Source organism: Kribbella italica (assembly GCF_014205135.1).
Taxonomy (GTDB): Bacteria; Actinomycetota; Actinomycetes; order Propionibacteriales; family Kribbellaceae; genus Kribbella; species Kribbella italica.
On sequence record NZ_JACHMY010000001.1, the window covers coordinates 2,009,006 to 2,034,264 of the forward strand.

General features: G+C 70.5%; 24 protein-coding genes. 10 read left to right on the top strand and 14 right to left on the bottom strand.

The features are described from left to right. Window positions 1-63 precede the first annotated feature (63 nt). Window positions 64-1,158, top strand: coding sequence for a glycosyltransferase (locus HDA39_RS09415; RefSeq protein WP_184794838.1), 1,095 nt, complete (start codon window positions 64-66; stop codon window positions 1,156-1,158). Between the two features lie 54 nt (window positions 1,159-1,212). Here the strand turns inward: HDA39_RS09415 and HDA39_RS09420 are convergent, their stop codons facing one another. From HDA39_RS09420 to HDA39_RS09440, 5 genes are all read right to left on the bottom strand, one after another. After that, window positions 1,213-1,662, bottom strand: coding sequence for a VOC family protein (locus HDA39_RS09420; protein ID WP_184794839.1), 450 nt, complete (start codon window positions 1,660-1,662; stop codon window positions 1,213-1,215). Between the two features lie 92 nt (window positions 1,663-1,754). Further along, window positions 1,755-1,991, bottom strand: a complete 237-nt coding sequence (locus tag HDA39_RS09425; RefSeq protein ID WP_184794840.1) for a zf-HC2 domain-containing protein — start codon at window positions 1,989-1,991, stop codon at window positions 1,755-1,757. Further along, window positions 1,988-2,611: an RNA polymerase sigma factor gene (locus tag HDA39_RS09430; RefSeq protein ID WP_184794841.1), complete on the bottom strand. Its 624-nt coding sequence runs from the start codon at window positions 2,609-2,611 to the stop codon at window positions 1,988-1,990. Before HDA39_RS09430 ends, HDA39_RS09425 begins: the two co-directional genes overlap by 4 nt. A gap of 4 nt (window positions 2,612-2,615) precedes the next feature. Then, the gene (locus HDA39_RS09435) at window positions 2,616-3,830 is read right to left on the bottom strand and encodes an MFS transporter (RefSeq protein ID WP_184794842.1); all 1,215 of its coding nucleotides are present in this window, start codon (window positions 3,828-3,830) and stop codon (window positions 2,616-2,618) included. 56 nt (window positions 3,831-3,886) lie between these two features. After that, window positions 3,887-4,294, bottom strand: a complete 408-nt coding sequence (locus HDA39_RS09440; protein ID WP_184794843.1) for an HIT family protein — start codon at window positions 4,292-4,294, stop codon at window positions 3,887-3,889. A 96-nt stretch (window positions 4,295-4,390) separates the two neighbouring features. On the opposite strand from HDA39_RS09440, the gene HDA39_RS09445 reads away from it, so the two are divergent. Genes HDA39_RS09445 through HDA39_RS09455 form a run of 3 tightly spaced genes read left to right on the top strand, consistent with a single transcriptional unit; the run spans window position 4,391 to window position 6,953 of the window. Next, a complete protein-coding gene (locus HDA39_RS09445) occupies window positions 4,391-4,837 on the top strand; it encodes a hypothetical protein (RefSeq protein WP_184794844.1) in 447 nt (148 codons plus the stop codon). Further along, on the top strand, window positions 4,834-5,709 hold the full coding sequence (locus HDA39_RS09450; RefSeq protein ID WP_184794845.1) for a tetratricopeptide repeat protein: 876 nt from the start codon (window positions 4,834-4,836) through the stop codon (window positions 5,707-5,709). The genes HDA39_RS09445 and HDA39_RS09450 overlap by 4 nt, the downstream gene beginning before the upstream one ends. Beyond that, window positions 5,706-6,953 carry a tetratricopeptide repeat protein gene (locus HDA39_RS09455; RefSeq protein WP_184794846.1) on the top strand — a complete coding sequence of 416 codons (1,248 nt, stop codon included), beginning with the start codon at window positions 5,706-5,708 and terminating at the stop codon, window positions 6,951-6,953. The genes HDA39_RS09450 and HDA39_RS09455 overlap by 4 nt, the downstream gene beginning before the upstream one ends. Here the strand turns inward: HDA39_RS09455 and HDA39_RS09460 are convergent. Together HDA39_RS09460 and HDA39_RS09465 are read right to left on the bottom strand one after the other, a co-directional pair. Beyond that, window positions 6,950-9,070 (bottom strand): elongation factor G-like protein EF-G2, encoded by a 2,121-nt coding sequence (locus tag HDA39_RS09460; RefSeq protein ID WP_184794847.1) that lies wholly within the window; start codon window positions 9,068-9,070, stop codon window positions 6,950-6,952. The genes HDA39_RS09455 and HDA39_RS09460 overlap by 4 nt on opposite strands. Window positions 9,071-9,134: 64 nt before the next feature. Beyond that, the gene (locus tag HDA39_RS09465) at window positions 9,135-10,031 is read right to left on the bottom strand and encodes a DMT family transporter (RefSeq protein WP_184794848.1); all 897 of its coding nucleotides are present in this window, start codon (window positions 10,029-10,031) and stop codon (window positions 9,135-9,137) included. Here HDA39_RS09465 and HDA39_RS09470 point away from each other — a divergent pair. Then, entirely contained in the window at window positions 10,030-11,472 is a 1,443-nt protein-coding gene (locus tag HDA39_RS09470) for an aminotransferase-like domain-containing protein (protein WP_184794849.1), read from the top strand. The two genes, HDA39_RS09465 and HDA39_RS09470, sit on opposite strands and share 2 nt — an antisense overlap. 129 nt (window positions 11,473-11,601) lie before the next feature. Here HDA39_RS09470 and HDA39_RS09475 read toward each other — a convergent pair whose 3' ends face one another. Beyond that, complete coding sequence (locus tag HDA39_RS09475) at window positions 11,602-12,171, bottom strand: SbtR family transcriptional regulator (protein ID WP_184794850.1); 570 nt, start codon at window positions 12,169-12,171, stop codon at window positions 11,602-11,604. 83 nt (window positions 12,172-12,254) lie between these two features. Between HDA39_RS09475 and HDA39_RS09480 the strand changes: the two genes are divergently transcribed. Continuing rightward, complete coding sequence (locus tag HDA39_RS09480; RefSeq protein WP_184794851.1) at window positions 12,255-13,028, top strand: oxidoreductase; 774 nt, start codon at window positions 12,255-12,257, stop codon at window positions 13,026-13,028. Window positions 13,029-13,194: 166 nt separating this feature from the next. Here the strand turns inward: HDA39_RS09480 and HDA39_RS09485 are convergent, their stop codons facing one another. Further along, window positions 13,195-14,310 (bottom strand): coiled-coil domain-containing protein, encoded by a 1,116-nt coding sequence (locus tag HDA39_RS09485; protein WP_184794852.1) that lies wholly within the window; start codon window positions 14,308-14,310, stop codon window positions 13,195-13,197. Window positions 14,311-14,469: 159 nt separating this feature from the next. Between HDA39_RS09485 and HDA39_RS09490 the strand changes: the two genes are divergently transcribed. The 3 genes from HDA39_RS09490 to HDA39_RS09500 all read left to right on the top strand — a co-directional run bounded on the left by HDA39_RS09490 (window position 14,470) and on the right by HDA39_RS09500 (window position 19,181). Further along, a complete protein-coding gene (locus HDA39_RS09490; protein ID WP_238356016.1) occupies window positions 14,470-15,723 on the top strand; it encodes a tyrosine-type recombinase/integrase in 1,254 nt (417 codons plus the stop codon). Window positions 15,724-15,728: 5 nt separating this feature from the next. Beyond that, the gene (locus HDA39_RS09495) at window positions 15,729-16,745 is read left to right on the top strand and encodes an FAD-dependent oxidoreductase (RefSeq protein WP_184794853.1); all 1,017 of its coding nucleotides are present in this window, start codon (window positions 15,729-15,731) and stop codon (window positions 16,743-16,745) included. 543 nt (window positions 16,746-17,288) lie between these two features. Next, a complete protein-coding gene (locus HDA39_RS09500) occupies window positions 17,289-19,181 on the top strand; it encodes a DUF2207 domain-containing protein (protein WP_184794854.1) in 1,893 nt (630 codons plus the stop codon). Between the two features lie 65 nt (window positions 19,182-19,246). Here HDA39_RS09500 and HDA39_RS09505 read toward each other — a convergent pair whose 3' ends face one another. The 4 genes from HDA39_RS09505 to HDA39_RS09525 form a co-directional block, all read right to left on the bottom strand. Further along, on the bottom strand, window positions 19,247-19,774 hold the full coding sequence (locus tag HDA39_RS09505; protein ID WP_184794855.1) for a ferritin: 528 nt from the start codon (window positions 19,772-19,774) through the stop codon (window positions 19,247-19,249). Window positions 19,775-19,837: 63 nt separating this feature from the next. Next, window positions 19,838-20,251, bottom strand: coding sequence for a hypothetical protein (locus HDA39_RS09510; protein ID WP_184794856.1), 414 nt, complete (start codon window positions 20,249-20,251; stop codon window positions 19,838-19,840). Window positions 20,252-20,268: 17 nt separating this feature from the next. Continuing rightward, a complete protein-coding gene (locus tag HDA39_RS09520) occupies window positions 20,269-22,416 on the bottom strand; it encodes a DUF2264 domain-containing protein (protein ID WP_238356017.1) in 2,148 nt (715 codons plus the stop codon). Next, complete coding sequence (locus HDA39_RS09525; RefSeq protein ID WP_184794857.1) at window positions 22,413-23,531, bottom strand: hydroxyacid dehydrogenase; 1,119 nt, start codon at window positions 23,529-23,531, stop codon at window positions 22,413-22,415. Before HDA39_RS09525 ends, HDA39_RS09520 begins: the two co-directional genes overlap by 4 nt. Before the next feature lie 172 nt (window positions 23,532-23,703). On the opposite strand from HDA39_RS09525, the gene HDA39_RS09530 reads away from it, so the two are divergent. After that, window positions 23,704-24,621: a proteasome assembly chaperone family protein gene (locus tag HDA39_RS09530; protein ID WP_184794858.1), complete on the top strand. Its 918-nt coding sequence runs from the start codon at window positions 23,704-23,706 to the stop codon at window positions 24,619-24,621. A 54-nt stretch (window positions 24,622-24,675) separates the two neighbouring features. Here HDA39_RS09530 and HDA39_RS09535 read toward each other — a convergent pair whose 3' ends face one another. Next, window positions 24,676-25,128, bottom strand: coding sequence for a DoxX family membrane protein (locus HDA39_RS09535; RefSeq protein ID WP_184794859.1), 453 nt, complete (start codon window positions 25,126-25,128; stop codon window positions 24,676-24,678). Window positions 25,129-25,259 lie beyond the last annotated feature (131 nt).

Genomic DNA, 25,259 nt, shown 5'->3' on the forward strand with positions numbered 1-25,259 from the left:
CGTCCGTCGCGCCAGCGCTCGTCATGCCGCCGCCCGTCCCGCCGGCGGCTCGGAGGGCCTGTCGTGAGGATCGGCATCGTCTGCCCCTACTCCCTCGGCACGCCGGGCGGCGTCCAGAACCACGTCCGCGATCTCGCCGAAGCGCTGCTCGCCCGTGGTCACCAGGTCTCGGTCCTCGCCCCGGTCGACGACGACCAAGCACCGCCGTACGTCGTCTCGGCCGGTCACGCCGTCGGCGTCCCCTACAACGGTTCCGTCGCCCGCGTCACCTTCGGCCCACGCACAGCGGCGCGGGTCCGGAACTGGCTCGCCGACGGCCACTTCGACGTCGTCCACGTGCACGAACCGACTACCCCCAGCGCCTCGATCCTCGCGCTGTGGGCCGGTGACGGTCCGTTCGTCGCGACGTTCCACACCTGGCAGGTCCGCTCTCGCGCGATGAGTGCCGCGTCCGGGCTGCTCCGGCCGGCGCTGGAGAAGCTCGACGCGCGGATCGCGGTGTCGGAGAACGCCCGCTCGATGATGGTCCAGCACATCGGCGGCGAGGCGGTGGTGATCCCCAACGGCCTGTACGTCGACCGCTTCGCGGGCCGCGTCCGGCCCGAGTGGCGCGGCGACGACGGCACGATCAGCTTCATCGGCCGGATGGACGAACCGCGCAAGGGCCTGGCCGTTCTGCTCGCCGCGGTCCCCGCGCTCGTGACCCAGCGGCGCGGGCTGAAGGTGCTGATCGCCGGGACCGGTCAGGGCGAGGAGGCGCGGCGCTCTCTGCCGCCGTACTGCCGCGACAACGTGCTCTTCCTCGGCGCGATCGACGACGAGGCGCGTGCGGACATGCTGGCCGGGTCGGACCTGTTCGTCGCGCCGCACCTCGGCGGCGAGAGCTTCGGGATCGTCCTGCTGGAGGCGATGGCCGCGGGCGCACCGGTCGTGGCCAGCGACTTCACCGCCTTCCACCAGGTCCTGGACGGCGGCCGTCTCGGCGAGCTCTTCGAGCCGGGGTCGCCGGACGCGCTCGTCGCCACCTGCCTGCGCCTGCTCGCGTCGCCCGACGAACGCGACAAGCTCCGTGAGGCCGGCCTGACCGCCGTACGCCGGTACGACTGGTCGACCCTCACCGACGAGATCCTCGCGGTCTACGAGCTGGTCGCGAGGTAGCCGAGTTCCTCGCCGTCCACGAGCTCGTCGCGCACCAGCCCCGTTCCTCGCCGGCTACGAGCTGGTCCTGCCGTAGTCGGCCAGGCCGACGAAGGTCCCGGCGGGACCGCGCAGGTAGCACAGCCGGATGGTGTCCTCGTACACCGCGATCTCCCCGACGAGCTCACCGCCGTGGGCGCGCAGGCGCTCGACTACGTCCTCGATGCCCTCGACGCGGAACATCACCCGGTGCATGCCGACGATGTTGTGCGGCGGGTTCTCCGGTGTCGCGGGCAGCGCCGCGGGATTGAGGTACTGCGCCAGCTCGAGCCGGCCGGAGCCGTCCGGCGCCCGCATCATCGCGATCGCGCACCGGACGCCGTCGAGTCCGACGGACTGGTCGGCGAAAGGTCCGCTGACCTCCGCCTTGCCCTCCAGCTCCAGCCCGAGCTCGGCGAAGAAGGCGACGGCTGCGTCCAGGTCGTCGACGACGATGCCGACGTTGTCCATGCCCTGAAGCGTCAAGGTGGTTCTCCTTGCTGGTCGTGCGGCCCGTGTGGCCGCTCTCACCCCTGGGACGAAGCCGCCGCGGCGTCCTCGACATCCGGGAGCACGGGTTAGCTCGGGCGGTCGCGGAAGGTGTTCAGGAGCGCCGTGCGGGACTCGGGGGACAGGGCATCGGTGGGAAGCGCGTCCAAGGCCCGGGCGGTCTGCCGGACCTGGTCGAGGTAGCGCTCGCAGCCGTCGCACTCGGTGAGGTGGTCGACGAAGGCCTGCTCCTCGGCGGGAGTCAGCGCGCGTTCCAGGTACGCCGTCACCTGCTCGACGAACTGCCGGCACTCGAGTTCGTTCACGAGGTCTCCTCCTGGGTGTAGTACGTCTCCAGCTTCGCGCGGACGAACGCGCGAGCGCGGTGCAGCAGCACGCGCTGGTTCGCGGCGGTGATGTCGAGCAGCTCGCACACTTCGTCGGCCGGCCAGCCCTCGGCGTCCCGCAACGCGATCACCACCCGCTGACGCTCGGGCAACTCCTCGAGCGCCGCGACCAGCAACCCGCGCACCTCGTCCGTCAGCACCCCGCCCTCCGGCTCGGGCCAGACCGGGGGAGGCTCCCACCAGTGCCCCGGGAACGGCTGCCCTTCCGACTGGAACCGCTGCGGATCGACGGTCGGTTGCCCAAGCTCGTCGCTCGGAACCATCTGGTGCTCCCGGCTGCCCCGGCGCTGCGCGGTGTTGGTGAGGATCCGGTAGACCCACGTCCGCAGCGACGACCGGCCCTCGAAGCGGTCGATGCCCTCGATGACCGCGAGCCAGGTCTCCTGGACGACCTCGGCGGCCGACGCCTCGGTGGACACGTAGCTTCGCGCCAGGCGCAGCATGCCGCCGGACCAGCGGTCGAGAACGAGAGCGAAAGCGCTCTCGTCGCGGTCGCACAGCCGGCGTACCAGCACCTTGTCCACGGGCAGGTCGTCCATCGACTCAGGCTAGTGAGCGAACCGGCCGGACGAGAACCCACAGCAGCGCGGCACCCGCGAAAACCACCGCGCCCGCCAGCAACCACCCCGCGGCGTACACGTCGGCCTTCTGCGTGACAGCCCCGAAGCCGAGCGCGAACGGCGTGAACAGGATCCACGACACCGCGCTGATCCCCGACGCGACGCCGGTCCGGATGGTCGAGTCGACAGCGTCGTGCACGAGGTGGCTGACATGGATTCCGATCACCACGACCAGCAGGGTCATCATGACAACAGCGATGGTCACCACAGCCAGACTCCCGCTCGTCAGCAGCACGCCGGCGCACCCCAGCATCACCAGGACGACGGTTGCCACCGGCAAGCGTCGGTGCAGGTGCAGCCGCCCGGCCAGCAGCCCGCCCAGCCCGAGCGCGCCGACGACACCGGCCCAGAACGGCCCGTAAAACCCGGCCGGCGCCTCCAGTTCGATCAGCCACAGCGGCCCGAACTCGTACATCGCCTGCAGGATCAACGCCGCCGTCACCGCAGCCGCCGCGATCGGGACCAGCCGCCCGCGGTGCAGGATCGCGCGGGCCGTCGTCCGGAGGTGCTCGCGCAGCGGAGAGCGCTCACCCGCCTCGTGCAGCCGCGGTTCGCGGAACCGGGAGAGCGCGATCAGCGACGCGATCACGAACGGCAGCGTGACGAAGTAGGTCAGCCGGGTCGACGAAGCGGCCGCGATCCAGCCGCCGGCCAGCGCGCTCGTCACCAAAGCGGCGCTCTCGATCAGGCGGATCCGGCCGATCTCCCGCTCGTACGCCGTACTGGTGCCGCTCTCCTCGAGCACGGTGTCGTAGACGACCGCCTCGACCGTGCCGGAGTACAGCGCGAAGTACAGGCCGAGGACCAGCGCCGCGACGATGTAGGTGACGACGTTCTGGCTGAGCGCGCCGATGGCGACGGCGACGAGCAGTGCGAGAGCGGCCAGCACCAGCACGCCGCGGCGCGACCACCGATCAGCCAGTACGCCGGACAGCACCTCCGCGACCGGCACCAGAGCGGCGTACGCCGCGGCCATCACGCCGATCGTCGCCGCCTCGAACCCGATCTCGGTCATGAACAGCTTCTCGACCGGGACCCAGAACGCGACCCCCTGCAGGAACGCCATCCAGCGCAGCGGGACCAGCCGCCGGAAAGAGACCGCGGGACGGGTCGGTGGATTCAGAACTGCGGTCGGCATGACACTCCCTCGAGAGATTGCTGTCACCCGGTCAGTGTCAGCAACCCCCGGAAGCGTTACAGCCGGAGTTCGGCCGCCGTCTCCGCGATGACGTTCACGTCGCCCGGAGCCGGGTGCCAGGGCAGCCGCAGCGGGTCGTCCTTGTACCGCGGTACGACGTGCAGGTGGGTGTGGAACACGCTCTGCCACGCGTCGGCGCCGATGCAGCTCAGCAGGTTCGCGCCGTCGGCGTCGAGCCGCTCGATCACGCGGCTGACGAGCGACTGCGCGAGCAGGGTCGCGGCGGTCAGGTCCTCGGCGGACGTCTCGCGCAGGTCGGTCGAGTGCGCCCGCGGTACGACCAGCAGGTGCCCGCGCGTCGCCGGGTTGATGTCCATGAACGCGAGCGCCCGCTCGTTCTCGGCCACCTGCTGCGACGGGATCGACCCCGCGACGATCCCGCAGAAAAGACAGTTCTCGGTCATGTCCCCACCCTAGAGCGTGCGGACAGGCGGACTCGGGCTGGCTTAGACTGCGCGGGCCGGGCTGACCTGGTGGTGTGAGGCCTAGGAGGGGACGGGATGGCGGACGAGCTGTTGCGGCCGACGATCACGGCGAACGTGGATCTGTCGGTGCGGCCGTGGCGGTTGATGTCGCAGGCGTACGTCGCGTTCTTCGGCGGCGTGCTCGCGGTGACGCTGATCGCCTTTCTCAACGCGCGCCGGCTCGGGCTGGACGCGTCCCGGCAGCGGCAGATCCTCGCGGTCGGCGTGGTCGCGCTGGTGGTGTCGGCGGCGGTCGTCGTGTTCCTGACCGACGACGACGCGAGCAGCGGTCTGCGGGTCGCCACTCGGATCGTGGCCGTCGTCTGCTGCCTGGCGCAGCTCCGGATCCAGCGGCCGATGGATCGCGCGTTCCAGCTCCGTGGCACCGACTACAAGTCGCTCTGGGGACCGGGGATCGCCGCGGTGATCGGGCTCGGTCTGGTGGAGCTCGTCCTGCTCGCCGCTCTGGCGGTGGCGTGGTGAGCGAACCGACCGAGGCCCGCCTGCAGATGGCCGGCCACTGGCTCCAGATCGGCCACCCGGAACGCGCTCTCGACGAGCTCCAAGGACTCTGGGGCGACGCCGCGATCGACTACCGCGCGTACCTGTTCCGCGGCGCGGCGCTGCACGCGCTGGACCGCAACAGCGAAGCGATCGACGTACTGCGTGACGGCCTGAGCCATCATGGTCCGTTCCTCCCGCTGCTGCAGATCCTGGCCGCCGCACTCCGCGCGGAAGGCCGTCTGCCCGAGGCCGAGGCCGCGCTCCTGCAAGGGCTCAGCCTCGACCCGAACGATCCCGACCTCCTGCTCGGCTACGCGATGGTCTGCCTGTCGGCCGGGCAGGCCGAGAAGGCCGGTGCCCTGGTCGAGCGCGCGGCCTCGCAAGCGCCCGAGAGCCCGCAGATCTCGGCCGCCCGCGCCCAGGTGGCGTTTGCCCTGGGCAAGGATCGCGACATGCACCGGCACTCGCAGAAAGCGCTCTCGCACGATCCCGACGACCCCGGCGCCCGCGCGCTGCACGGGACGTCGGCGATGCTGACCGGCGACGCGAACACCGGGTACCGCTCACTCGCGTCCGCGGCCGCCTCCGATCCCGGCGACGCCGACCTGCGCGAGGCCGCTCGCGAGGCCCGCCTGGCGAGTCACCCGCTGATGCGCCCGCTCCGCCCGTTCCAGCGGTTCAACCCGCTCGTGGTCTGGATCGCCGCGGTCGCCGTCATCTACGGTCTGCGCCTGGCCGGTCTGCGGCCGCTCGCCGCGGTCGCGGCCATCGCCTGGTTCGGCTTCTGCATCTACTCGTGGGTGGCACCGCCGTTGCTGCGCCGCTGGCTCAACCGGAACTGGGGACGATGACGAACGACCGGATCTCCGCGCTGCGCAAGGCGGTCGAGGCCAACCCCGACGACGTCCTGCTGCGGCTGGTCCTGGCCGAGACGCTGGTCGCTGCCGAGGAGACCGAGGCCGCGCTCGACCAGTACGTCGTACTGCTGGATCAGCAGGGTCTCCCCGAGGACCAGCTGGTCGCGGTCGGCGAGCTCGCGGCCGCGAACGGGCGGCTCGCGCTGCTGCGCAACTGCCTCGAAGCCGCCCGCCAGGCGGGGGTCGTCGAGGGCACCGGCCGGCTGCAGCAGCTCGTCGACGACATGATCGCGACCCGGACCGGCGTGAAGGTGAAGGTCGGGCCGGAAGAGACCGAGGACGGTTTCGACACAGCCGCGCCGAAGGAGGCGACGACCTTCGACCAGGTCGGCGGCATGGACGAGATCAAGCGGGTGATCCACCGGATGGTGATCCTGCCGCTGAGCCGCCCCGAGCTGTACGAGAAGTACGGCCGGCGCTCCGGCGGCGGCGTGATGCTCTACGGTCCGCCCGGCTGCGGCAAGACGCTGCTCGCGCGGGCGACGGCGGGGGAGTGCGGGCTGCCGTTCGTCAACGTCCGGATCGAGGACGTGATGGACCCCTACCTCGGCGTGTCCGAGCGAAACCTGCACGCCGCCTTCGAGCGCGCCCGGGCGAACTCGCCGTGCGTGCTGTTCCTGGACGAGCTCGACGCGCTGGCGTTCGCGCGGCACAAGCACGGCGGGTCCGAGGCCCGCCGGCTGGTCGACGTCCTGCTGCAGGAGCTGGACGCGATCGGCTCGGACAACAGCGGGCTGCTGGTGATGGCCGCGACGAACGCGCCGTGGGACGTCGATGAGGCGATGCTGCGGCCGGGACGGTTCGACCGGGTGATCTTCGTTCCGCCGCCGGACGAGCCGGCGCGGGCCGACATCCTGTCCGTCGTACTGAAGGACGTGCCGTCGGCGGGGCTGGACCTGAAGAACCTCGCAGCGCGGACGCCGATGTTCAGCGGTGCGGACCTGCGGGCGCTGGTCGAGCGGGGCGTGGACGCGGTGATCGACGAAGCGCTGGCGACCGGCGGTGAGCCGCCGCTGGCGATGCAGCACTTGGAGAAGGCGCTCCCCGCGGTGAAGCCGTCGACGCTGGACTGGCTGCACCGGGTGCGGTCGTACATCGAGTTCGCGAACCAGTCCGAGCGGTACGACGACGCGGCGGCGTACCTGAAGTCCAAGGACGTCCGGCGCCGGCTCTCCTAGACCTTCATCTTCGAGGCCGCCGAATCCGGCATGGCTTCGTACCGCGCGAACGAACGGGTGAACGACGCCGCGCCGTGGGACAGCGAGCGCAGGTCGATCGCGTACCGGATGATCTCCACCTGCGGCACCTCGGCCTTCACCAGCGTCCGGTCGTCGCCGACCTTGTCGGTCCCGAGCAGCTTTCCGCGCCGGCCGGACAGATCGCTCATCACCGCGCCGACAAGTTCGTCGGGCACCAGCACCGACACCAGGTCGACCGGTTCGAGCAGGTTCACCTTCGTCGCGTTCGCCGCTTCGCGCAGCGCCAGCCCACCGGCCATCTGGAACGCCATGTCGGACGAGTCGACGCTGTGCGCCTTCCCGTCGAGCAGCGTCACCCGGATGCCGACCATCGGGTAGCCGGCGCCGACCCCCTTCTCCATCTGCGCCCGGATCCCCTTCTCCACGCTCGGGATGAACTGCCGTGGCACCGACCCGCCGACGACCTTGTCGACGAACTCGAACTCGGTGCCCTCGGGATGCGGCTCGACCTCGATGTCGCAGACGGCGTACTGGCCGTGCCCGCCGGACTGCTTGACATGCCGCCCGTGGCCCTTGGCCTTGCCGCCGAACGTCTCGCGCAGCGGGACCCGCAGCTCGACGGTGTCCACCGAGACACCGTACCGGTTGGCCAGAGCATCCAGTACGACGTCCGAGTGCGCCTCGCCCATGCACCACAGCACGATCTGGTGGGTCTCCGGGTTCTGCTCGATCCGCAGCGTCGGGTCCTCGGCCGCGAGCCGTTGCAGCCCACCCGACAGCTTGTCCTCGTCGGTCTTCGCGCGGGCCTGGACGGCGATCGGCAGCAGCGGTTCGGGCATCGTCCAGGGCTTGAGCACCAGCGGGTCGCCCTTGTCGGACAGCGTGTCCCCGGTCTCCGCGCGGGTCAGCCGGCCGATCGCGCACAGGTCACCGGCGACGACGGCCGACGCCGGGCGCTGCTGCTTGCCGAGCGGGAACGACAGCGTGCCGATCCGTTCGTCCTCGTCGTGGTCGGCGTGGCTGTTGGCCGCGCCGAAGAAGGACGTGAAATGGCCCGACACGTGAACCGTCGTGTCGGGCCTGATGGTGCCGGAGAACACCCGCACCAGGCTCACCCTGCCGACGTACGGGTCCGAGGTCGTCTTCACCACCTCGGCGAGCAACGGCCCGGCGGGATCGCAGGTCAGCTTGCCCTTCGCGACGCCGTGCGGCGTGAACACCTCGGGCAGCTGGTGCTCCGGCGGCGACGGGAATCCGCTGGTCGCGATCTCCAGCAGCTCGAGTGTGCCGACACCGGTGCCGCTGCAGACCGGGATCGCGGGGAAGAACGACCCGCGCGCGACCGCGCGTTCCAGGTCCTCGACCAGCACGTCCTGGCCGATCTCCTCGCCGCCGAGATAGCGCTCCATCAGCGACTCGTCCTCGGACTCCTCGATGATCCCCTCGATCAGCGTGCCCCGGTGCTCCTCGATCAGCTCCTCGTACGACGCCTCCGGTGGATGCGTCGTACGCTTGCCGTCGGCGTACTCGTAGTGCGTCTGCGAGAGCAGCCCGATCACGCCGCGGCCGGCCGGGAGGTAGAGCGGCAGAACCTTGTCGCCGAACGCGTGCTGAGCGGCGGAGAGCGCGTTCTCGTAGTTCGCCCGGGCATGGTCGAGCTTGGTGATCACGACCGCGCGGGGCATGCCGACGTGGTCGCACTCCTGCCACAGAGCCTTGGTCGGTTCGTCGACGCCCTCGTTGGCCGGGATCACGAACAGCGCGCAGTCCGCGGCGCGCAGCCCAGCCCGGAGTTCACCCACGAAGTCGGCGTACCCGGGGGTGTCGATCAGGTTCAGCTTCACGCCGTTGTGCAGGAGCGGGGCGAGCGCGAGACCGACCGACCGTTGCTGCCGGATCTCGGAGTCGTCGCAGTCGCACACCGTCGTCCCGTCGACGACTGTGCCGGCTCTGGTCAGCACCCCGGAGGCGACCAGCAGCGCCTCGACGAGAGTGGTCTTGCCCGCCCCGGACGGGCCGACGAGCACGACGTTGCGAATGGCGGCGGGGCTGTCCGCACCCGGCGCGCGTTGGGAAGTGTTCGCCTTGTCTGCCATGACGTTTCCTCCTGTTCGCCCACCATTCCCCGAAGCACCGCCTCAGCACAAGACCTCCCGGCGCTCAGGCCCGGGCCCGCTGGGTCGCGGCGATGCAGGCCAGTACGGCGACCGCCGCGACCGGCGCCAGAACCGGTAGGTGCTCGCCCATCAGCAGCACCGACCAGACCAAGGTGATCAGCGGCTGGGCGAGCTGGAGCTGACTGGCCTTCGGTACGCCGATCGCGGCCATCCCGCGGTACCAGACCACGAAGGCACCGAACTGGGAGACCGCCGCGATGTAGCTCATGCCGGCAACGGCCTTGGTGGTCAGGTGGATCGGCTCGTGCGGGATCGCGAGCGCGGTGACGATGATGGAGACCGGGAGGGCGGCGACGACGGCCCACGCGATCACCTGCCAGCCGGGCATCGCCGAGGCGAGCCTGCCGCCTTCGGCGTAGCCGGCGCCGCAGACGATCAGCGCGCCGAACAGGTAGAGATCGGCGACGGTCGGTCGGCCGTGGCTCTGCTGGAGGGTGAACGCGGCGACGGTCACGGCGCCGAGGGTTGCTGCGGTCCAGAACGTCCGTGACGGGCGGTGGTTGGTGGCCAGCGATGAGATCACAACGGTCGCCAGCGGAAGGATGCCGATGACCACGGCGGAGTGTGCGGTCGTGGAGGTCTGGAGTGCGAGCGTGGTGAGCAGCGGGAAGCCGATGACGCAGCCGCCGGCGACGGTGAGCAGGCCGGCCCAGTGACGGCGGTCGGGCAGTGGCACGCGGGCGGCGTACAGACAGACAGCGGAGATGACTCCGGCGAGCAGTGCGCGGACGCCGGTCGCGGTCCACGGGCCGAATCCGTCGAGCGCCCAGACGGTGGCGGGGAAGCTGAGCGAGAAGGCGACAACGGCCGCCGTGGCCAGGAAGGTACCGGTGCGAACTGATATCGCGGGGGAGTGAGTAGCGCTATCTTGTGCTGTCATGAACGACGGTAGCAGCGGGTCGAAGATGGTGCTGGCGCTGCGCGCCGAGCTCGATCGCTACTCCGACGGACAGAGGTTGCCGTCGAGCCGGGCGCTGGTGACCACCTACCAGGTCAGTCCGGTGACGGTGTCCCGGGCGATCTCGACGCTGGTCGCGGAAGGGCTCGTTGTCTCGCGTCCGGGGGCCGGTGTCTTCAAGGCGGCGAAGCGCGCGACCGTCGTACCGGGGGATGTGTCGTGGCAGGAGGTGGCGCTCAGCGCGGCTCCGCCGGCGGCAACGGTCGACGTCGGCCCGCGGGCTGCCGATGCGGCCGGGTTGCTGGCGACGCTCGTTCCGCCTCCGGCGGAGGTGATCGACCTCAACGGCGGCTACCTGCACGCGACGCTGCAGCCGGAGCGGGCGCTGGCTGCGGCGCTGGCGCGGGCCGGGCGTCGACCGGGGACCTGGGCGCGGCCGCCGGTCGAGGGGTTGCCCGAGTTGCGGGAGTGGTTCGCGCGGGACGTCGGTGGGCCGGCTGGGTCGCTCGATGCGTCGGATGTGCTGATCACCGGCGGCGGTCAGAGCGCGCTCTCTGCCGCTCTCCGGGCCTTGGCTGCACCCGGTTCGCCGGTACTGGTGGAGTCGCCGACGTATCCGGGAATGCTGGCCGTGGCTCGAGCGGCTGGATTGCGGCCGGTTCCTGTGCCGGTGGATGCGGACGGCGTACGGACTGACCTGCTGGCTGAAGCGTTCGAGGCGACGCGGGCCCGGCTGTTCGTGTGTCAGCCGCTGTTCCACAACCCGACCGGGAGCTGCCTGAGCGCTGAACGCCGTACGGCGATGGTCGAGATCGCGCGGTCCGCGGGAGCCTTCGTCGTCGAGGACGACTTCGCGCGGCGGCTCGTGCATGCCGACTCCGCGCCGCTGCCGCCGGCGCTGGCTGCTGACGATCCCGATGGCGTGGTCGTGCACGTCCGCTCGCTGACCAAGGCGGCGTCGCCGAGCTTGCGGATCGCCGGGCTCACGGCTCGCGGTCCCGCGTTCGAGCGGTTGCGAGCGATCAACGCGGTCGACACGATGTTCGTCCCGCGTCCACTACAGGAGACCGCGCTCGAGTTGGTCGGATCGCCCGCATGGGCCCGGCATCTGCGCGTTCTCGCCGAAGCACTGCGCGACCGTCGTACGACGGTGTTGTCCGCGCTGGCGACCTCGTTGCCCGAGGTTGTCCCGGTGAACCCGCGCCCTGGCGGCTACCACCTCTGGCTCCGCCTCCCCGAGGGAATCGAAGAGCGCGCCCTCGCGGCCGCCGCTCTCCGCCACGGCGTCGCCGTCACGGCCGGCGCCGCCTATTTCACTGCCGAGGCCCCGGCGCCCCATCTCCGCCTGAGTTACGTCGCGACGCCGGGACCGGCCCAACTGGAGGACGGCATCCATCGGCTGCGCGCGGCCTTCGACCAGTGAGTCCTGGGGGCGAGTCGCCGGTCCCTGGCGGTGCGCCGCGCCGAGTGGGCCCGCTCGCCGCGGGTGGTGATCTCGATCCGTATCGTGCCGTGGCAGCCGTGGCAGCCGTGGCAGCCGTGGCAGCCGGCGCTAGCTGTTGCGAGCGCCGTACCGGAGGCCGTCGTAGAGGATGTTCGCGATGCGTACGGCGTCCTCCTTCCAGCCTTCCGCGCGGATCCCGCAGATGCCGCCGAGCGCGCGCAGGACGATCCGCCCGCTGACTCCCTCGCGGACGAGTCCGGCCGTGACGCCTGCCGCGAGCAGCTCGTCCAGGGCGCGGGCCATCTCGTCGCGGGCGTCTTCGAACACCGGTGAGTCGGTCGCCATGATGCTCTCCAGCACCTCACCCATCCCTCGGCCGACAGCAGCGTGCTCCACGAGCAGCAGCAGGAACGCGCGCAGGGCTTCGTCCGGGGCGCGGTCGGCCAGGAGTTGCTCGGGAGCGGCGCAGAGGTCGGCGACCTCCTGCCGGTAGACCTCCGCCATGAGCGCTTCGCGGGTGTCGAAGTGCCGGTACAACGTGCCGACCGCCACGCCGGCCCGGCGGGCGATCTTGTCCACCTGGGCGTCGGCGTCGGACAGGAACTCCTCCCGCGCCGCGGTCAGCAGAGCCTCACGGTTGCGGCGCGCGTCGGCGCGCAACGGACGGGCTGGGGGCACGGATCCTCCATAAGGTGAGTCGGACTCCGGTTAGCCTGTACAGTTTCCGGAGTCAGGTTCACTTTACTGAAGGAGGACGTCCGATGATGCTCGCCGACGAAGGACTCGCCGGGTTGCGCGTGCTCGTGACCGGTGCGAGCCGGGGACTGGGAGAGGCGACCGCGCGACGCTTCGCCGCGGCCGGTGCCACCGTGCTGGCCGCCTCGCGCACCGCGCCGCCGGAGGATCTGCCGGCGGTCTTCATTCCCGCCGACCTGCGGTCCGAGGAGGACGCGGCCGAGCTCGGCCGTCGGGTGACGGACAGCGTCGGTGGTGTCGACGTGCTGGTCAACAACGCCGGCGCCGCGAGCGCGGCGATGCCGACGCTCAAGCGGACCGACGCGTCCTGGCTGGCCGACCTCGAGATGAACTTGCTCGGCGCGGTCCGGCTCGACCGCGCGCTGGTGCCCGGGATGGTCGAGCGTGGGTCCGGGGTCGTCGTACATGTCTCCTCGATCGCCAGCCACCTTCCGCAGCCGACCGAGGCGTCGTACGCCGCGGCGAAAGCGGCGCTCAACGCCTACAGCCGCGAGCTGGCAACGGCGGTCGGCAAGGACGGCGTGCGCGTGGTGTGCGTGCTGCCGGGCTTCGTCGTGACCGAAGGCGCCGCGAACCACCTGCAGCAGCTGGCCGACCAGCAGGGCAGCGGCCTCGACGACGTGAAGCAGCAGATCGTGGACCACCTGAACGTGCCGATGGGCCGCCCCGGCGACCCCGAGGACGTCGCGGAGATGATCGCGTTCCTCGCCTCCAGCCGCGCCAAGTGGCTCACCGGCGCCCAGTTCCGCGTCGACGGCGGGATCATCCCCGTCGTCTGACCTAGTTGCTACTGGCAACCCCACCGAGGTGACCACCTGGAGCGACAGGACGCAGGTGAACGACTGTGCTGAGCCCCTTGGTGGACGGCGTGGCGAGCGATCCGCCGACGCCCATCAGCCCGCGGCAGGCGATCCACGTCGCGCAGGCCCGGCCGGTCAGGGTCGCTCAGCGTTGGCTGGTGACGGCGGCGACGAGGGTTTGCAGGTCCTCCGGGTGGAGGCGGGTCGTGGTGGCGAGTTGGGCCTTGGCGGCTTCGAGCTCGGTCGATGCTCGGGTGGCCTGGTCCTGGAGTTGGTCGGTGCGGGCGCGAAGGGCTTCGTGGGCTGCGATGAGCTGCTCGAACGCCTCGGCCTGAGCTGCGGAGTTTCGCGTCTTCTGTTCCTGGTGGGAGAGCGCGTTCTGGACGGTCTGCAGCTCAGCGCTCGCCGCTTCTACTTCCGTACGACGTGCCGCCTCGGACTCGCGAGCAGTGTCGCGTTCGGAACGGTGCAGGTCGCGATCGGTCCTGAGCAGGTCGCAGTCGGTCCTGAGCGTGTCGCGCTCCGCGCGGATGTCCTCGCGTTCCCGGTGCGCCGACTCGACCTCGCGGTGCGCGGACTCGAGTTCGCGGCGGGCCGCATCTCGTTCCACCAGCAGGCGTTCGGCCGCGATGGCGATCTCCCGGAGCTGACGGTCGGTGCCGGCGGCGCGTTCTGCTTCTTTGGCCGCCTGGGTCTCGGCCGCTCGACGGGCGTTGCCGGCTTCTTCGGCCTGCTGGCGGGCGGCGCCCAGGGCTTCGGTCGCGTCGAGGGCCTGGCGAGCGGCGGCAGAAGCGCGTTCCACCGCCTCGGTCCGATCCTTGGCAGCGCGCTCTGCGGCGGCCTGGCTCTGGCGGGTCTTGTTCTCGGCCTGCTCGCGCGCCTGCTCTGCGGTCAAACGCGCCTGCTCAGCCTCCGCAACCTGCGCGTTGGCCGTCTCCACCGCAGCCACAGCTGTCGCCTCAACTACATCCAACCGGTTGGTTACCGACTCGAGCGCGGTGGTGAGTGCTTCCACCGGTCCGCGGACGGCGTCCAGTTGGTCGCGCAGGCGTTCGGCGTCGAGGCGGAAAGTGCTGCTGCCGGCGTCCAGGCCCAGCGCGCCCAGGGCTTCCTTCTCCGCACGGGCCATCTGGGCGCAGGTCCGGCCGCCGTCCCAGCGGGTTTCCCGGCAGAAAGTCCGCGGGCGTCCGCCCTGGAGTCCCGGAGCGGGCAGCTCGGCCCGGCACTTGCTGTAGCCGCATCTTCCGGCGTCCACGATCATGCTCAGACCCTAGATGTTCGAGGTTAGAAAACCCGGAAACCGGTTCGGCGTTTCCAAAACCAAACCTAACTACCGCGAAACCAGTGTTTTGTGAGTCTGTTCGGAAGACTGCGGAGTGGGAAGCCGGAGCGGACTGTGCCGGGCGCGAAGATGGGCGTCATGGACGGATTACTGGTCGTGCTGGAGGCTGCCCGGCGAGCACGGGAAGAGGCTGGGGAGAACGACCAGATCGTTGGCGCGGAAGGAACCTGGCCGGGAGTTGACGACCCGGAAACCCTGAGAGAGCAGGTCGCCGACTGGCTGAGCCAGTACGCGAACGCCGGAACGAGACGGACGTACGGCTACGCCCTGGGCCTGCCGATCGCCTGGGTGGACCTGGTCGCCGGGGAAGACCTGAGCGCCGAGGGGACCAGCCCTCCGGGGAGCGGGAGTCCGCGAGCCGGAAGCTCAAGTTCGCGGCGGGAAGGCCCGCTGCACGACTTGGCCTGGTTCCGTTGGTGCGCTGGGCGAGGGATGGATCCCCGAGCGGCGACCGGGCGCGAAGTGAAGGCCTGGCTGCACCTGCTGGATGCCGCCGGAGCGGAGAAGCGGACGCGGCAGCGGATGCTGAGTACGTTGTCGGCGTTCTACGGGCATCTGACCGAGACCGGCGTCGTACCGGCGAACCCGGCAGCACTGAACCGGGCGCGGCTCGGGCTCAACCGCAGCTCGCGGGATGCTTCACCGACGATCCGGCTGACGGCCGGGCAGCTGCACGCGCTGCTCGACGCAGCGGCCAAGCTGCCGAACAGGACGCGCTTCAAGGACCTGTACGCCGCCCGCGCGGTGGCGGTCGTCGCGTTGCTGACCCTGGGCCTGCGGGTGTCGGAGTTGGTCGGGCTCGATCGCCAGCATCTGGTGGTCTCCGGCGGCGAGCCGATGCTGCGAGTGCTGGGCAAGGGCGGCGTCCATCGTGAGGTGTACCTGACGACACTCGCGGCCGAGGCGCTCGAGAGATACCTGAGAGAGCGCGATCTGCTGCAGGAGACGAGCACCCCGGCGCTCCGCGGGCGGACCAACGGGAAGGCGACGAGTCCGCTGATCGCGACGCGGGACGGCGCCCGGTGCTCGCGGTTCGACGTGAACGCGTTGCTGCGGCGGGTCGCCGTACAGGCTGGTCCGGCGCTGGAAGACGTTGCGGACAAGGTGCATCCGCATGCGTTGCGGCACGCGTACGTGACGATCGCGCTGGAGCAGGACGCGCGGATCCAGCACGTCCAGGCCGACGTCGGGCACGCGAGCATCGCGACGACGCAGTACTACGACCGCGGACGGCGTACGCGCGACACCACCGCGGCGGACCTGGTCGAGGCCGCGATCAGAGCGGCCGGAGAAAAACCCGCAGCTGATGGGGCTGTTGCGGACATACCGTAGGCAAGGTGAACTCGTCGGCAGGAACACAGATCGTGGTCGTCGGCGCCGGCATCGTCGGTGCCTCGGTGGCCTACCACGCAGCCAGAGCGGGCGCTGCCGTGACGCTGGTCGACGCCGGACGGCCAGGTGGTGGCGTGACGGCGGACTCCTTCGCCTGGATCGCGTCGTCGTTGGGCAGTGGCGTCGCCGCCGGCCTTCGGGTGATGGCGACTGACGAATACCGTCGGCTGGAGGCCGAGCTGCCGGGGCTTCCGGTGACCTGGTCCGGCTCGTTGTCGTGGCGCGTGGGGGAGAGCGCGCCGCAGACCAAGCCCGGGCAGCAGCTCGTCGACGCGGCCACGGCGGTGAAGCTCGAGCCCAACCTGCGGGAGCCACCGGAGTGGGCAGTGTGGGGACCCGACGAAGGCGCCGTCGACCCGGTCGGCCTGACCGAGCACCTGATCGCCGGTGCTCGCGAGTACGGCGCGCAGGTGCACCTGGACGTCCCGGTCAGCGGTGTCCGCCGGGACGCCGACGGTCGAGTCGCCGGAGTCGAGACGGCCGAAGGGCCGCTCACTGGTACGACGGTCGTGCTCTCGGCCGGTGTCGCGACAGCCACGCTGGCCGCGTCGATCGGCGTGAGTGTGCCGGTCGAGCCGTCACCGGCGACGCTCTTCCGGTTCCGCGCTCCCGCCGGCCTGGTCCGCACGGTGGTCAACACGCAGGACTTCGATCTTCGGCAGGTCGCGCCGGACCGGCTCATCGCGGCTGCCGACTCACCCGAGCGCACGCTGGCCGCGATCCACTCCACCTTCCGCGGCGCCGAGAGCGTCGAGCTCCTCAGCGCCCGAGTCGGCCACCGTCCCATGCCGGCCGACGAGGAGCCGATCATCGGACCGGTCGCCGACGTTCCCGGTCTGTACGTCGCGGTCATGCACGCGGCAGTCACCCTCGCACCCGGCGTCGGCCGCCTGGTCGCCAGCGAGCTGGTCAACGGCACCACCGAGGAGACCCTGGCCGGCTGCCGCCTCGACCGCTTCTAGCCCCATCGCTATGAGGACACAGGGGGACAACCTCAGCAAGCACCGGCTCCCGATCGGTGGCTGGTACTTGAGGGGGTTGGGCCGGCCGCGTGACAGCGGGCGGCGCTCGGCGCGGCCGGGAACTGGCCCGACCCGGCTCTAGCGGCGTCGGCGCGGCCGGGAACCGGCCCGACCCGGCTCTAGCGGCGTCGGCGCGGCGGGGAACTGACCTGACCCGGCTCTAGCGGGAACGTCGCTCCGCGAGCACCGCTGCTCCCCACCCGGCCGCTGCGCCGATCATCGCAGCAATTGGCGCCAAGACAATTGCTGGGTTCGTCCATTCCGAGCTTCCTGACAGCCGGGCCCACACCGCGTTCGCGATCACCAGAACGACCGCACCAGCGACAGCCCACCAGTTACGACGACGAGTCTGTGCCGGCGAGGCCATGGACCGACCCTATCCGCTCATTCCGAGGTGGCACAGAGGACGTGAACTGTGGGGGAGGCCAAGGCTTCTTGCCGTGTAGCGACGCCGGTGGACTGAGACCTCGGTACTGTCGCGGCATGCGAAGGGGACTCTGGACCGCTGTGGTCACGCTGCTCACCGGGCTTGTTCTGGCCGGGTGGGCGTTGCCGGCCGATGCCCGACCGAACGACCTCGGTGACGTCGTCAACCGGATGCAGATCGACTACACGGTCGAACGCGACGGTGTGCTGCACGTCAAGGAGACGATCGACTACAGCTTCGGCAGTTCGGGGCGGCACGGGATCTACCGCAACCTCGTCACCCGTGAGCCGTGGGTCGACGACGACTCCAAGGACCAGGAGTACCAGGTCTCCAACATCAAGGTCAGCAGTCCCAGCCAAGCGCCGGACGAGTTCGAGACGACGACCGAGAAGAGCCGGACCCAGCGCGACCAGTCGATCCAGATCAAGATCGGCTCGGCCGACAAGACGGTCGCGGGCCGCCAGGCGACGTACGTCATCGAGTACGACGTCCGCGGCGCGCTGCGGCACTTCGACGACCACAGCGAGCTCTACTGGGACACGACCGGCACCGGCTGGGACGCGACCTTCCGGCAGATCGCCGTCAGCGTCGAGGTGCCCGAGGGCGTCCAGCGGGTCGACTGCTTCGTCGGCGTCCAGGGCAGTGAGCAGTCCTGCGGCGGCAAGTCGGTGGCCGGCGGCAAGGGGATCTTCACCGCCTCCGGTCTGGATCGCGACGAAGGCCTGACGATCGTCGCCGGCATCAAGCCCGGCGTCGTCGCCAACGACACCCCGATCGTCGTCGACCCGCCCGCCTGGCTCGAGCGCAACGGCATCAACGTCCCCGGCCTCGTCACCGCCGGACTCGTCACGCTGGCCGGCCTGGCCGCGGCGATCCTCTACGGGAAACGCGGAAACCGCGATCTCCGGTACGCCGGAATGCCGCCCGGCGCGTTCCCGCCCAACGGCGCGACCGTTGCCGTGGTCAAGGACACGCTGACCACCGACCAGATCCCGGTCGCGTTCTCCCCGCCGCCGATCCCGGTCGGCGAGGGCGGTCTGCTGATCGACGCGAAGGCCAACACGACCGAGACCGCCGCGACCCTGATCGACCTCGCGGTGCGCGGCGCCGTACGGATCGACAACACCGGCGAGAAGCAGAAGGCCGTCCTGCTCAACCCGGCGCTGGCCACCGCGCCGCACGAGCAGGTCCTGGTGCAGAACTTGTTCCCCGGTCTGGTGCCCGGCACCACGCTCACGCTCGGACGCCGCCCGACCGGCGACAACTCGATGCGGCAGGCGCACGACGGGATGATCGACGCGCTGCGCCAGCAGGTGAAGGCCCGCGACTGGTACACCCGGATGCCGTGGGCGGCCCGCGGCAAGCAACTGTCCGGCGTCTTCCCGTGCGCGTGCATCGCGATGATCGGGATCTGGGTCTTCGGCGCGGGAGTGATCGGTACGGCGGTCGGCGCCGCCACCGGCGGTCTGGGCCGCGCGGTCGTGATCGGCCTGCCGGTGCTCGCGGTGATCGTTGCCATCGGCACCGTTGTCGCGCAGCGGGCGAAGGGCCGGCGCAACGCCGCCGGCCGCGCGGTGACCGACCAGCTGATCGGCTTCCGGCTGTACCTGTCCACGGCCGAGGCGGAGCAACTCCGCTTCGAGGAGGGCGAGGACATCTTCAGCAAGTACCTGCCCTGGGCGATCGCGTTCGACCTGGCCGACCGGTGGCAGCGGGTCTGCGCGCAGCTGGTCGCGGCGGGACGCATCCCGGCCGACCCGTACTGGTACAGCGGGCCGTCGTACTACACCTCAGGATTCGCGGCCGGCAGCATCAGCCAGACCGTCTCGCACACCTTCGACCCGCCGCCGGCCCCTGCGGGCAGCGGTGGTGGTGGCGGTAGCTCCTCCGGCTTCAGCGGAGGGTCCTCCGGTGGCGGCGGAGGCGGTGGAGGCGGCGGTTCCTGGTAACCGCGCGGGGGAGCGGGCCGCCGTACCAGTACGGAGGCCCCGAAACTCCCGGGTGGAACAGTCCGTCAGACCTTGCCGCCGGCCACGGCCGGAGCGGTCGGGTCGGCACCCGCGTCACCGACGGTCTCGCGGGCCAGGTAGTCCTCGAGGTGGAACAGGTTGTCGCCGGCCCGCTTCGCGACGTTGACCAGCGTCGTCATTGCGGCGACCTCCTCGACCTGCTCCTTGAGGAACCACTGCATGAACTGCTCGCCGAGGTAGTCGCCGTCGTCGCGGGCGGTCCGGGCCAGGGTCTCGATCTGCTTGGTGACCGTGATCTCCTGCTGCAGCGCGAGCTCCAGCGGGTCGAGCGCGGCCTTGAAGTCGTTGACGATCTCGCCGACTCCGGGGATCTGCGGGCGGATGTCGAGATCCAGCAGGTACTTGACCATCATCATCGCGTGGTTGCGCTCTTCGAGAGACTGCTTGTAGAAGTGCGCGGCCAGTTGCGGGAGGTCCTGGTCGTCGTACCAGACAGCCACCGCGGTGTACTGCTGTGACGCCGTGAATTCGTTGCGGATCTGTTCCTGCAGGAGTTTCGCGTACGTGCTCATGTCCACCAAGGTAATGGTGTTCGGGCGATTTCTCACCGTTGGCGAGGCTGTCCTAACGGCGTGTCAGATCCCGTCGGCGACGTGCGACCGGATCGCGGGAAGGTTGCCCAGCGGGGCGAAGTAGCCGCTGGTCCCGTGGTCGAAGGTGATCGCCGCGATGCCCTGCTGCAGCCAGACCGGCGCCTGGGCCACGGCGTCGGTGGGGGTGAGGGCGAGGACCTCGACCTCGTCGCCGGCCGCGGCCAGGCCGTTCGCGACCGCGAAGCCACGGGCCCGTTCGGCGGTGGTGAAGGCCATCAGGAACGGCTGGTCGTTGTTGACACCGACGAACGGCTGCGGGTTGTCCGGTTCGCCGCGCTGGACGAACCACCAGCGCTCGAGGGAGAACGTTGCTGACCACAACTTCTCCTGGTTGGCGGTACTCGGGTCGGCGCCGACGGCTTCGGCGAGGACGTCGGTGGGGGATGGTTCAGGCATCCCCCGACCGTACGTCGTCAGCGGTTCCCGAGCACGACGATTTCGGTGCCGCCGCCGGGGAGTGTGATGGTGATCTCGCGGCCGTCCACCTGAACGTCGATGCCTTCGGCAAGCGCTTGCGGGGCCAGCTCGTCACGGGTCAGCAACACAGCGTGAACCAGCACTGCCGGCTCGCCGGTGTGAGGCGCGGTCAGGTAAGGCGTGGCCGAGTGCGGCCCGAAAGCGTTCACCCCGAGCCCGCGGTGAACGCCGGCTGATGTGTAGCCGTGGAGACCGACGACCGAGGACTGGAGGCCTTCCGCTGTTCTTGCGGAAGCCCATACGGCTGGCGCTGAGGAGGCCGACATGCCGGCGGACACGTCGCCTGTGGCTGAGGCAGCAGCGCCGGCAGAGGTGCTGGGAGAGCCCGAGTTGCTACCCGCTGCGGGGGACGGGCCGGTGGTTCCACCCGCTTCGGCGGAGCCGGATGTCGGCCCGGTGGCTGCACCTGCTTCGGGGAAGCCGGATGTCGAGCCGGTGGTTCCACCCGCTCTGGAGGAGCCGAGCGTCGGGCCGGCGGCACCCGCTGCGGCGGAGCCGGCGGTTGCTGCGGGCAACGTGTTTGCGGCTACTGCGTAGCCGCCGCTGCGGACCAGGGATGCTGGTGGTCCTTCGACCAGGGAGGCTCGGATTTCCAGGCTGCCGTGGACGATGGACGTGGTTTCGATGGGCCAGGGGCCCTCGGAGCCCAGCCAGGCCTTGTGCCATGAGGACGCCGTACGGGCTCCTACGCCTAGGCGGCGGATTCGGCCTCGGGTGCTGGTGCGGCCCTGTTGGTCGACCAGGGAGACCAGGTTGTCGATGCGTGGGGTGTTGTCGGCGAGTTCGGGGCCGGCGTGGTTGGCGTAGGCGAGACGGTCGTAGTGCGAGTCGACCGGCGGTTCGACGCCCTCGGGCTCGGCGAGTGGCGCGTGGTCGGCGCCGTGGTTGATCAGGCGGACGAGTTGGTCGTGCCGGCTGTTGTGGACGATCCATCCAGGTGCCGGCATCGAGCGGATCTGGTCCTCGTCGTCCAGCGGGATCGACTCCTCCGGCGCGGACCACACCGGATGCTCCGGCGGCAGCAGCAACCCGACGAAACCCTTCGAAGCCCAGTACGGCGAGCCAGGACCGGAGTACTGCTGCGTCGTCGGCAGGAACGTGTCGTACCAACCCAGCGTCAGCAGCCCGCGCTCGTCCGGCACCCCGTGCTGCACGAAGTGCCGCGCGATCCCCGAGCACAGCCGCCGCGTCTGACCGGGCGAGAGCGGCGTCGAGTCCATCAACGCACCCATCCAGTACGGCGCCGCCGCGGCCATCCGATACGTCAGCGACCGCCCCTGATAAACCGGCGCCCCGTCGTTCCCGACCAGATGCACAGCGTCCTCAAGGAACAGCCCCAGCCGCTCCCGGTAGACCTTCAGCCGGTCGTCGTACACAGCACCCGGCGTCGCCGCCGCCATCCGCGTCCACAGCGCCGGGTACAGGTGCATCGCCCAGCCGATGTAGTTGTCGAAGTTCTGCCCGTCGCCGTCGGAGTACCAGCCGTCGCCGACGTACCAGTCCTCGATCCGGTCCAGTCCGCCGTCGATGTCGTCCTGCGAGTACGGCGCACCGACCGACGCCAGGAACTGCTCGCTGACCACCTGGAACAGCCGCCAGTTGTTGTCGTGCGTCGTCGACCCGATGAACCCACCGAGCCACTCCGCGACATGTTCCTGCGCCCGCGGGTCGAGCCGGTCCCAGATCCACTCGCGCGACTCGTGCAGCGCGACGGCGATCGCGGCCGCCTCGACCATCTGCTGCGAGCGCGGGGTCAGCCGCAGCCAGGACTCCGGGTGGTCCGGGTTCGCGCCGTTGGCGACTCCTCGCGCGTACCGCTCGATCAGCTGCTCGCATCCCTCACCGCGTACGCCCCCGATCCGGAACGCGGCGAGCATGAACGACCGGGCGAACCCCTCCAGCGCGTCGGACGCCGTACCGGATCGGCTCGGGCGGCCCGGCAGCTCGACCAGCGCCGAGCCGGGGGAGAAGTACGGGTCGAGCGAGTCGAGCAGGTGGTCGGCCAGTGCCTCCCAGTGACCGCGGACCCAGCCGGTCTGGCGAGACAGGACACGATCGGTGGCGGGGAGGATCAGGCGACTCATGCAAGCCTTCCTAGTTCGCTGGGACTGATGGCGTGCTGCAGCGGCCGGCCGGCGGCCAGGCGTTCGACTTCGCCGACGGCGAGCTCGCCCAGGCGGGCGACCTCGTTGCCGACGGCGCCGGCCAGGTGCGGGGTGAGGAAGACGTTGGGCAGGTCGAGCAGCCGCGAGTCCGGCAGCAGCGGCTCGGGATCGGTCACATCCAGTACGGCGTCCAGCCGGCCGCTGACGCACTCGGCCTCGAGCGCGGCGGCGTCGACGATCCGGCCGCGGGCGGTGTTGATCAGGACCGCGCCGTCGGGCAGCAGCCCGAGCAGCCGCGCGTCGACCAGACCGACCGTCTCGGGCAGCAGCGGCGCGTGCACACTCAGGACGTCGCTGCGCCGGAACAGATCGTCCAACGAGACCAGCTCGGCACCGAGCTCAGCGGCTTCGTCCGCCGACAGATAGGGGTCGCTGATCAGTACGTCGAGGTCGAAGGCCTTCAGCCGTTCCGCGACCATCCGGCCGATCCGTGACGCGCCGAGCAGACCGACGGTCGTGCCGTAGTTGCCCGGGATGTTGCTCGGGTCGGGCCGGTGCTTGCTCCGCTTGTACTCCTCGCCGAGCCGGAACGCGCGCTTCCCGCTGAGCACGATCGTTGCGACGGTGAACTCCGCGACCGGCAGCGCGTTGGCGACGACGGCGGAGGTGACCTGGATCCCGCGGTCGAAGGCGACCGGCGTGACGAAGTGCTTCACCGAGCCTGCCGCGTGCACGATCGCGCGCAGCCGGGGTGCGGCGTCGAGCACCTCCGGGGTGATCTGCGGGCAGCCCCAGCCGGTCAGCAGGATGTCGACGTCGGCGAGCGCGGCGCGGATCGACGGCTCGTCGAGGAAGGTGCCGTCGGCGCGGATCCGCAGCACGTCGGCGACCTGGTCGAGCCGCTCGCGCACCGCCGGGACCAGCACCCGGTCGCGGCTGGACTCGTTCATCGCCAGCAGGACGACGGGCCGCGCCGGGCCGGCGGACGACGACGGGGCCTGCGGCTGCCCGACCGGCTGCCCGTCCGGCTGCCCGTCCGGTCGGCTGGACGGTGGGACGGCGGCGGACGAGGACGGCTCGGATTCTGTGCGCACAGGAGCACGCTAGCAAGCGCTTTCCAATTCCGCAGGTCCGATCCGCGCCGGACGCGGTGAAAAACTTCTCAACTGGTGGAATTCCTGCCCGGTGAGCGGGCGTTGTGACCAGAGAAGGCAGGATGGAGGGGCCTACCCGCCCTGTCGGCCCGCGATGAAGGAGACGAGTTACATGCTGCGACCGGACGACCTCTACGAGATCGTCGACGAGTCGGTGGCGACCGGCCCGGCGGCGACGCCCAAGGTGCTGGTGCATTCGCTCGACGGGTTCATGGACGCCGGCCAGGCGGGTCGCGTGACGGCCGACCACCTGCTCGACGTACTGGACAGCCGCCTGCTGGCGCGCTTCGACGTCGACCTGCTGCACGACTACCGGGCGCGTCGCCCCGAGGTGACGTTCTCCGAGGACCGCTTCATCGACTACACGCCCCCGCAGCTCAACCTGCACCTGCTGACCGACGACGCGGGGGTCGAGTTCCTGCTGCTCGAGGGCGTCGAGCCCGACAACCACTGGAACCGGTTCGCCGGTGCGGTCCGGCAGCTGATCGACAAGTACAACGTGACCCTGACGGTCGGCGTGCACGGCATCCCGATGGGCGTGCCGCACACCCGCCCGCTCGGCCTGACCGCGCACGCGACGCGGCCCGAGCTGGTCACCCGGTCGAACATCTGGGACGGCGAGATGCGGCTGCCCGCGAGCGCCGGCACGATGCTCCAGGTCCGCCTCGGTGAGGCCGGCAAGGACGCGATGGGCTTCGCGGTCCACGTCCCGCACTACCTGGCCGAGAACCGTTTCCCGGGCGCTGCCCTGGCTCTGGTCCACGCGATCTCCGCGGCGACCGGTCTGCTGCTGCCGAGCAAGGCGCTGCTGGACGAGGCCGCGATCACCGGCCGGATGGTCGACGAGCAGGTCGAGCAGTCCGACGACGCGTCCGCGGTGGTGAACGCGCTGGAGACCCAGTACGACGCGGCCGCCGGCTCGATCAGCCGCGGCAGCCTACTGGCGGGGTCGACGCCGTCGGCCGACGAGCTGGGCGCCGAGGTCGAGCAGTTCCTCGCCGAACTCAACCGCGACGACGACACCAACTGATCAACGCAACGAAAGGGCCCCGGGATCTCCCGGGGCCCTTTCGTTTGCCGTGGTTCAGACCGACAGCGTCGCCCGGTCGGCGGTCGACCGAGTGAGGATCCGGTCCACGCTGTAGCGGCCGGGTCCGACTGCCGCGAGCGTCAGCGCGGCCAGTCCGAGGACGACGACCAGCTCCCAGCCGCCTTCGGCGACGAACACGCCGTTCGACAGGTGCACGAACAGGAACGCGCCGACCATGTCGAGCGCCAGCAGCACCCCGGCGACCGAGGTCAGCAGGCCGAGGATGAGCGCCGCGCCGGCGATCAGTTCGGCGCCGGCCGCGTAGTACGCCGACAGCGTGGGCGCGGGAACGCCCATCTGCTCGAAGCCTCCTGCGGTCGCGGTCAGGCCGTTGGTACGGAACTTCTGCCAGCCGTGGGCCACGAACACGACGCCGACGCCCACCCGGGCGATCAGCAGGACGAGGTCACGGGCGTGGGTGGCGGCGCCGGAGGGGAGGCGGCTCACGAGGATCTCCTTCGGGTGAAACGGATGTTTGGTTGCGCGTTCAACTGCAGCCTACGGAAGGCGACCGAAAGCTCACCGAAAACCACCGGGTGAGGGGAACCACAGATGCCGGATCGGGACCGGTGGACCTG

Excerpts from the sequence above, each read along its gene's own strand:
- HDA39_RS09510 (WP_184794856.1), bottom strand. The coding sequence starts at position 20,251 with ATGCCTGAACCATCCCCCACCGACGTCCTCGCCGAAGCCGTCGGCGCC.
- HDA39_RS09485 (WP_184794852.1), bottom strand. The coding sequence starts at position 14,310 with ATGATCGTGGACGCCGGAAGATGCGGCTACAGCAAGTGCCGGGCCGAG.
- HDA39_RS09480 (WP_184794851.1), top strand. The coding sequence starts at position 12,255 with ATGATGCTCGCCGACGAAGGACTCGCCGGGTTGCGCGTGCTCGTGACC.
- HDA39_RS09455 (WP_184794846.1), top strand. The coding sequence starts at position 5,706 with ATGACGAACGACCGGATCTCCGCGCTGCGCAAGGCGGTCGAGGCCAAC.
- HDA39_RS09465 (WP_184794848.1), bottom strand. The coding sequence starts at position 10,031 with ATGACAGCACAAGATAGCGCTACTCACTCCCCCGCGATATCAGTTCGC.
- HDA39_RS09470 (WP_184794849.1), top strand. The coding sequence starts at position 10,030 with ATGAACGACGGTAGCAGCGGGTCGAAGATGGTGCTGGCGCTGCGCGCC.
- HDA39_RS09505 (WP_184794855.1), bottom strand. The coding sequence starts at position 19,774 with ATGAGCACGTACGCGAAACTCCTGCAGGAACAGATCCGCAACGAATTC.
- HDA39_RS09500 (WP_184794854.1), top strand. The coding sequence starts at position 17,289 with ATGCGAAGGGGACTCTGGACCGCTGTGGTCACGCTGCTCACCGGGCTT.
- HDA39_RS09460 (WP_184794847.1), bottom strand. The coding sequence starts at position 9,070 with ATGGCAGACAAGGCGAACACTTCCCAACGCGCGCCGGGTGCGGACAGC.
- HDA39_RS09520 (WP_238356017.1), bottom strand. The coding sequence starts at position 22,416 with ATGAGTCGCCTGATCCTCCCCGCCACCGATCGTGTCCTGTCTCGCCAG.
- HDA39_RS09430 (WP_184794841.1), bottom strand. The coding sequence starts at position 2,611 with ATGGACGACCTGCCCGTGGACAAGGTGCTGGTACGCCGGCTGTGCGAC.
- HDA39_RS09440 (WP_184794843.1), bottom strand. The coding sequence starts at position 4,294 with ATGACCGAGAACTGTCTTTTCTGCGGGATCGTCGCGGGGTCGATCCCG.
- HDA39_RS09435 (WP_184794842.1), bottom strand. The coding sequence starts at position 3,830 with ATGCCGACCGCAGTTCTGAATCCACCGACCCGTCCCGCGGTCTCTTTC.
- HDA39_RS09490 (WP_238356016.1), top strand. The coding sequence starts at position 14,470 with ATGGACGGATTACTGGTCGTGCTGGAGGCTGCCCGGCGAGCACGGGAA.
- HDA39_RS09445 (WP_184794844.1), top strand. The coding sequence starts at position 4,391 with ATGGCGGACGAGCTGTTGCGGCCGACGATCACGGCGAACGTGGATCTG.
- HDA39_RS09530 (WP_184794858.1), top strand. The coding sequence starts at position 23,704 with ATGCTGCGACCGGACGACCTCTACGAGATCGTCGACGAGTCGGTGGCG.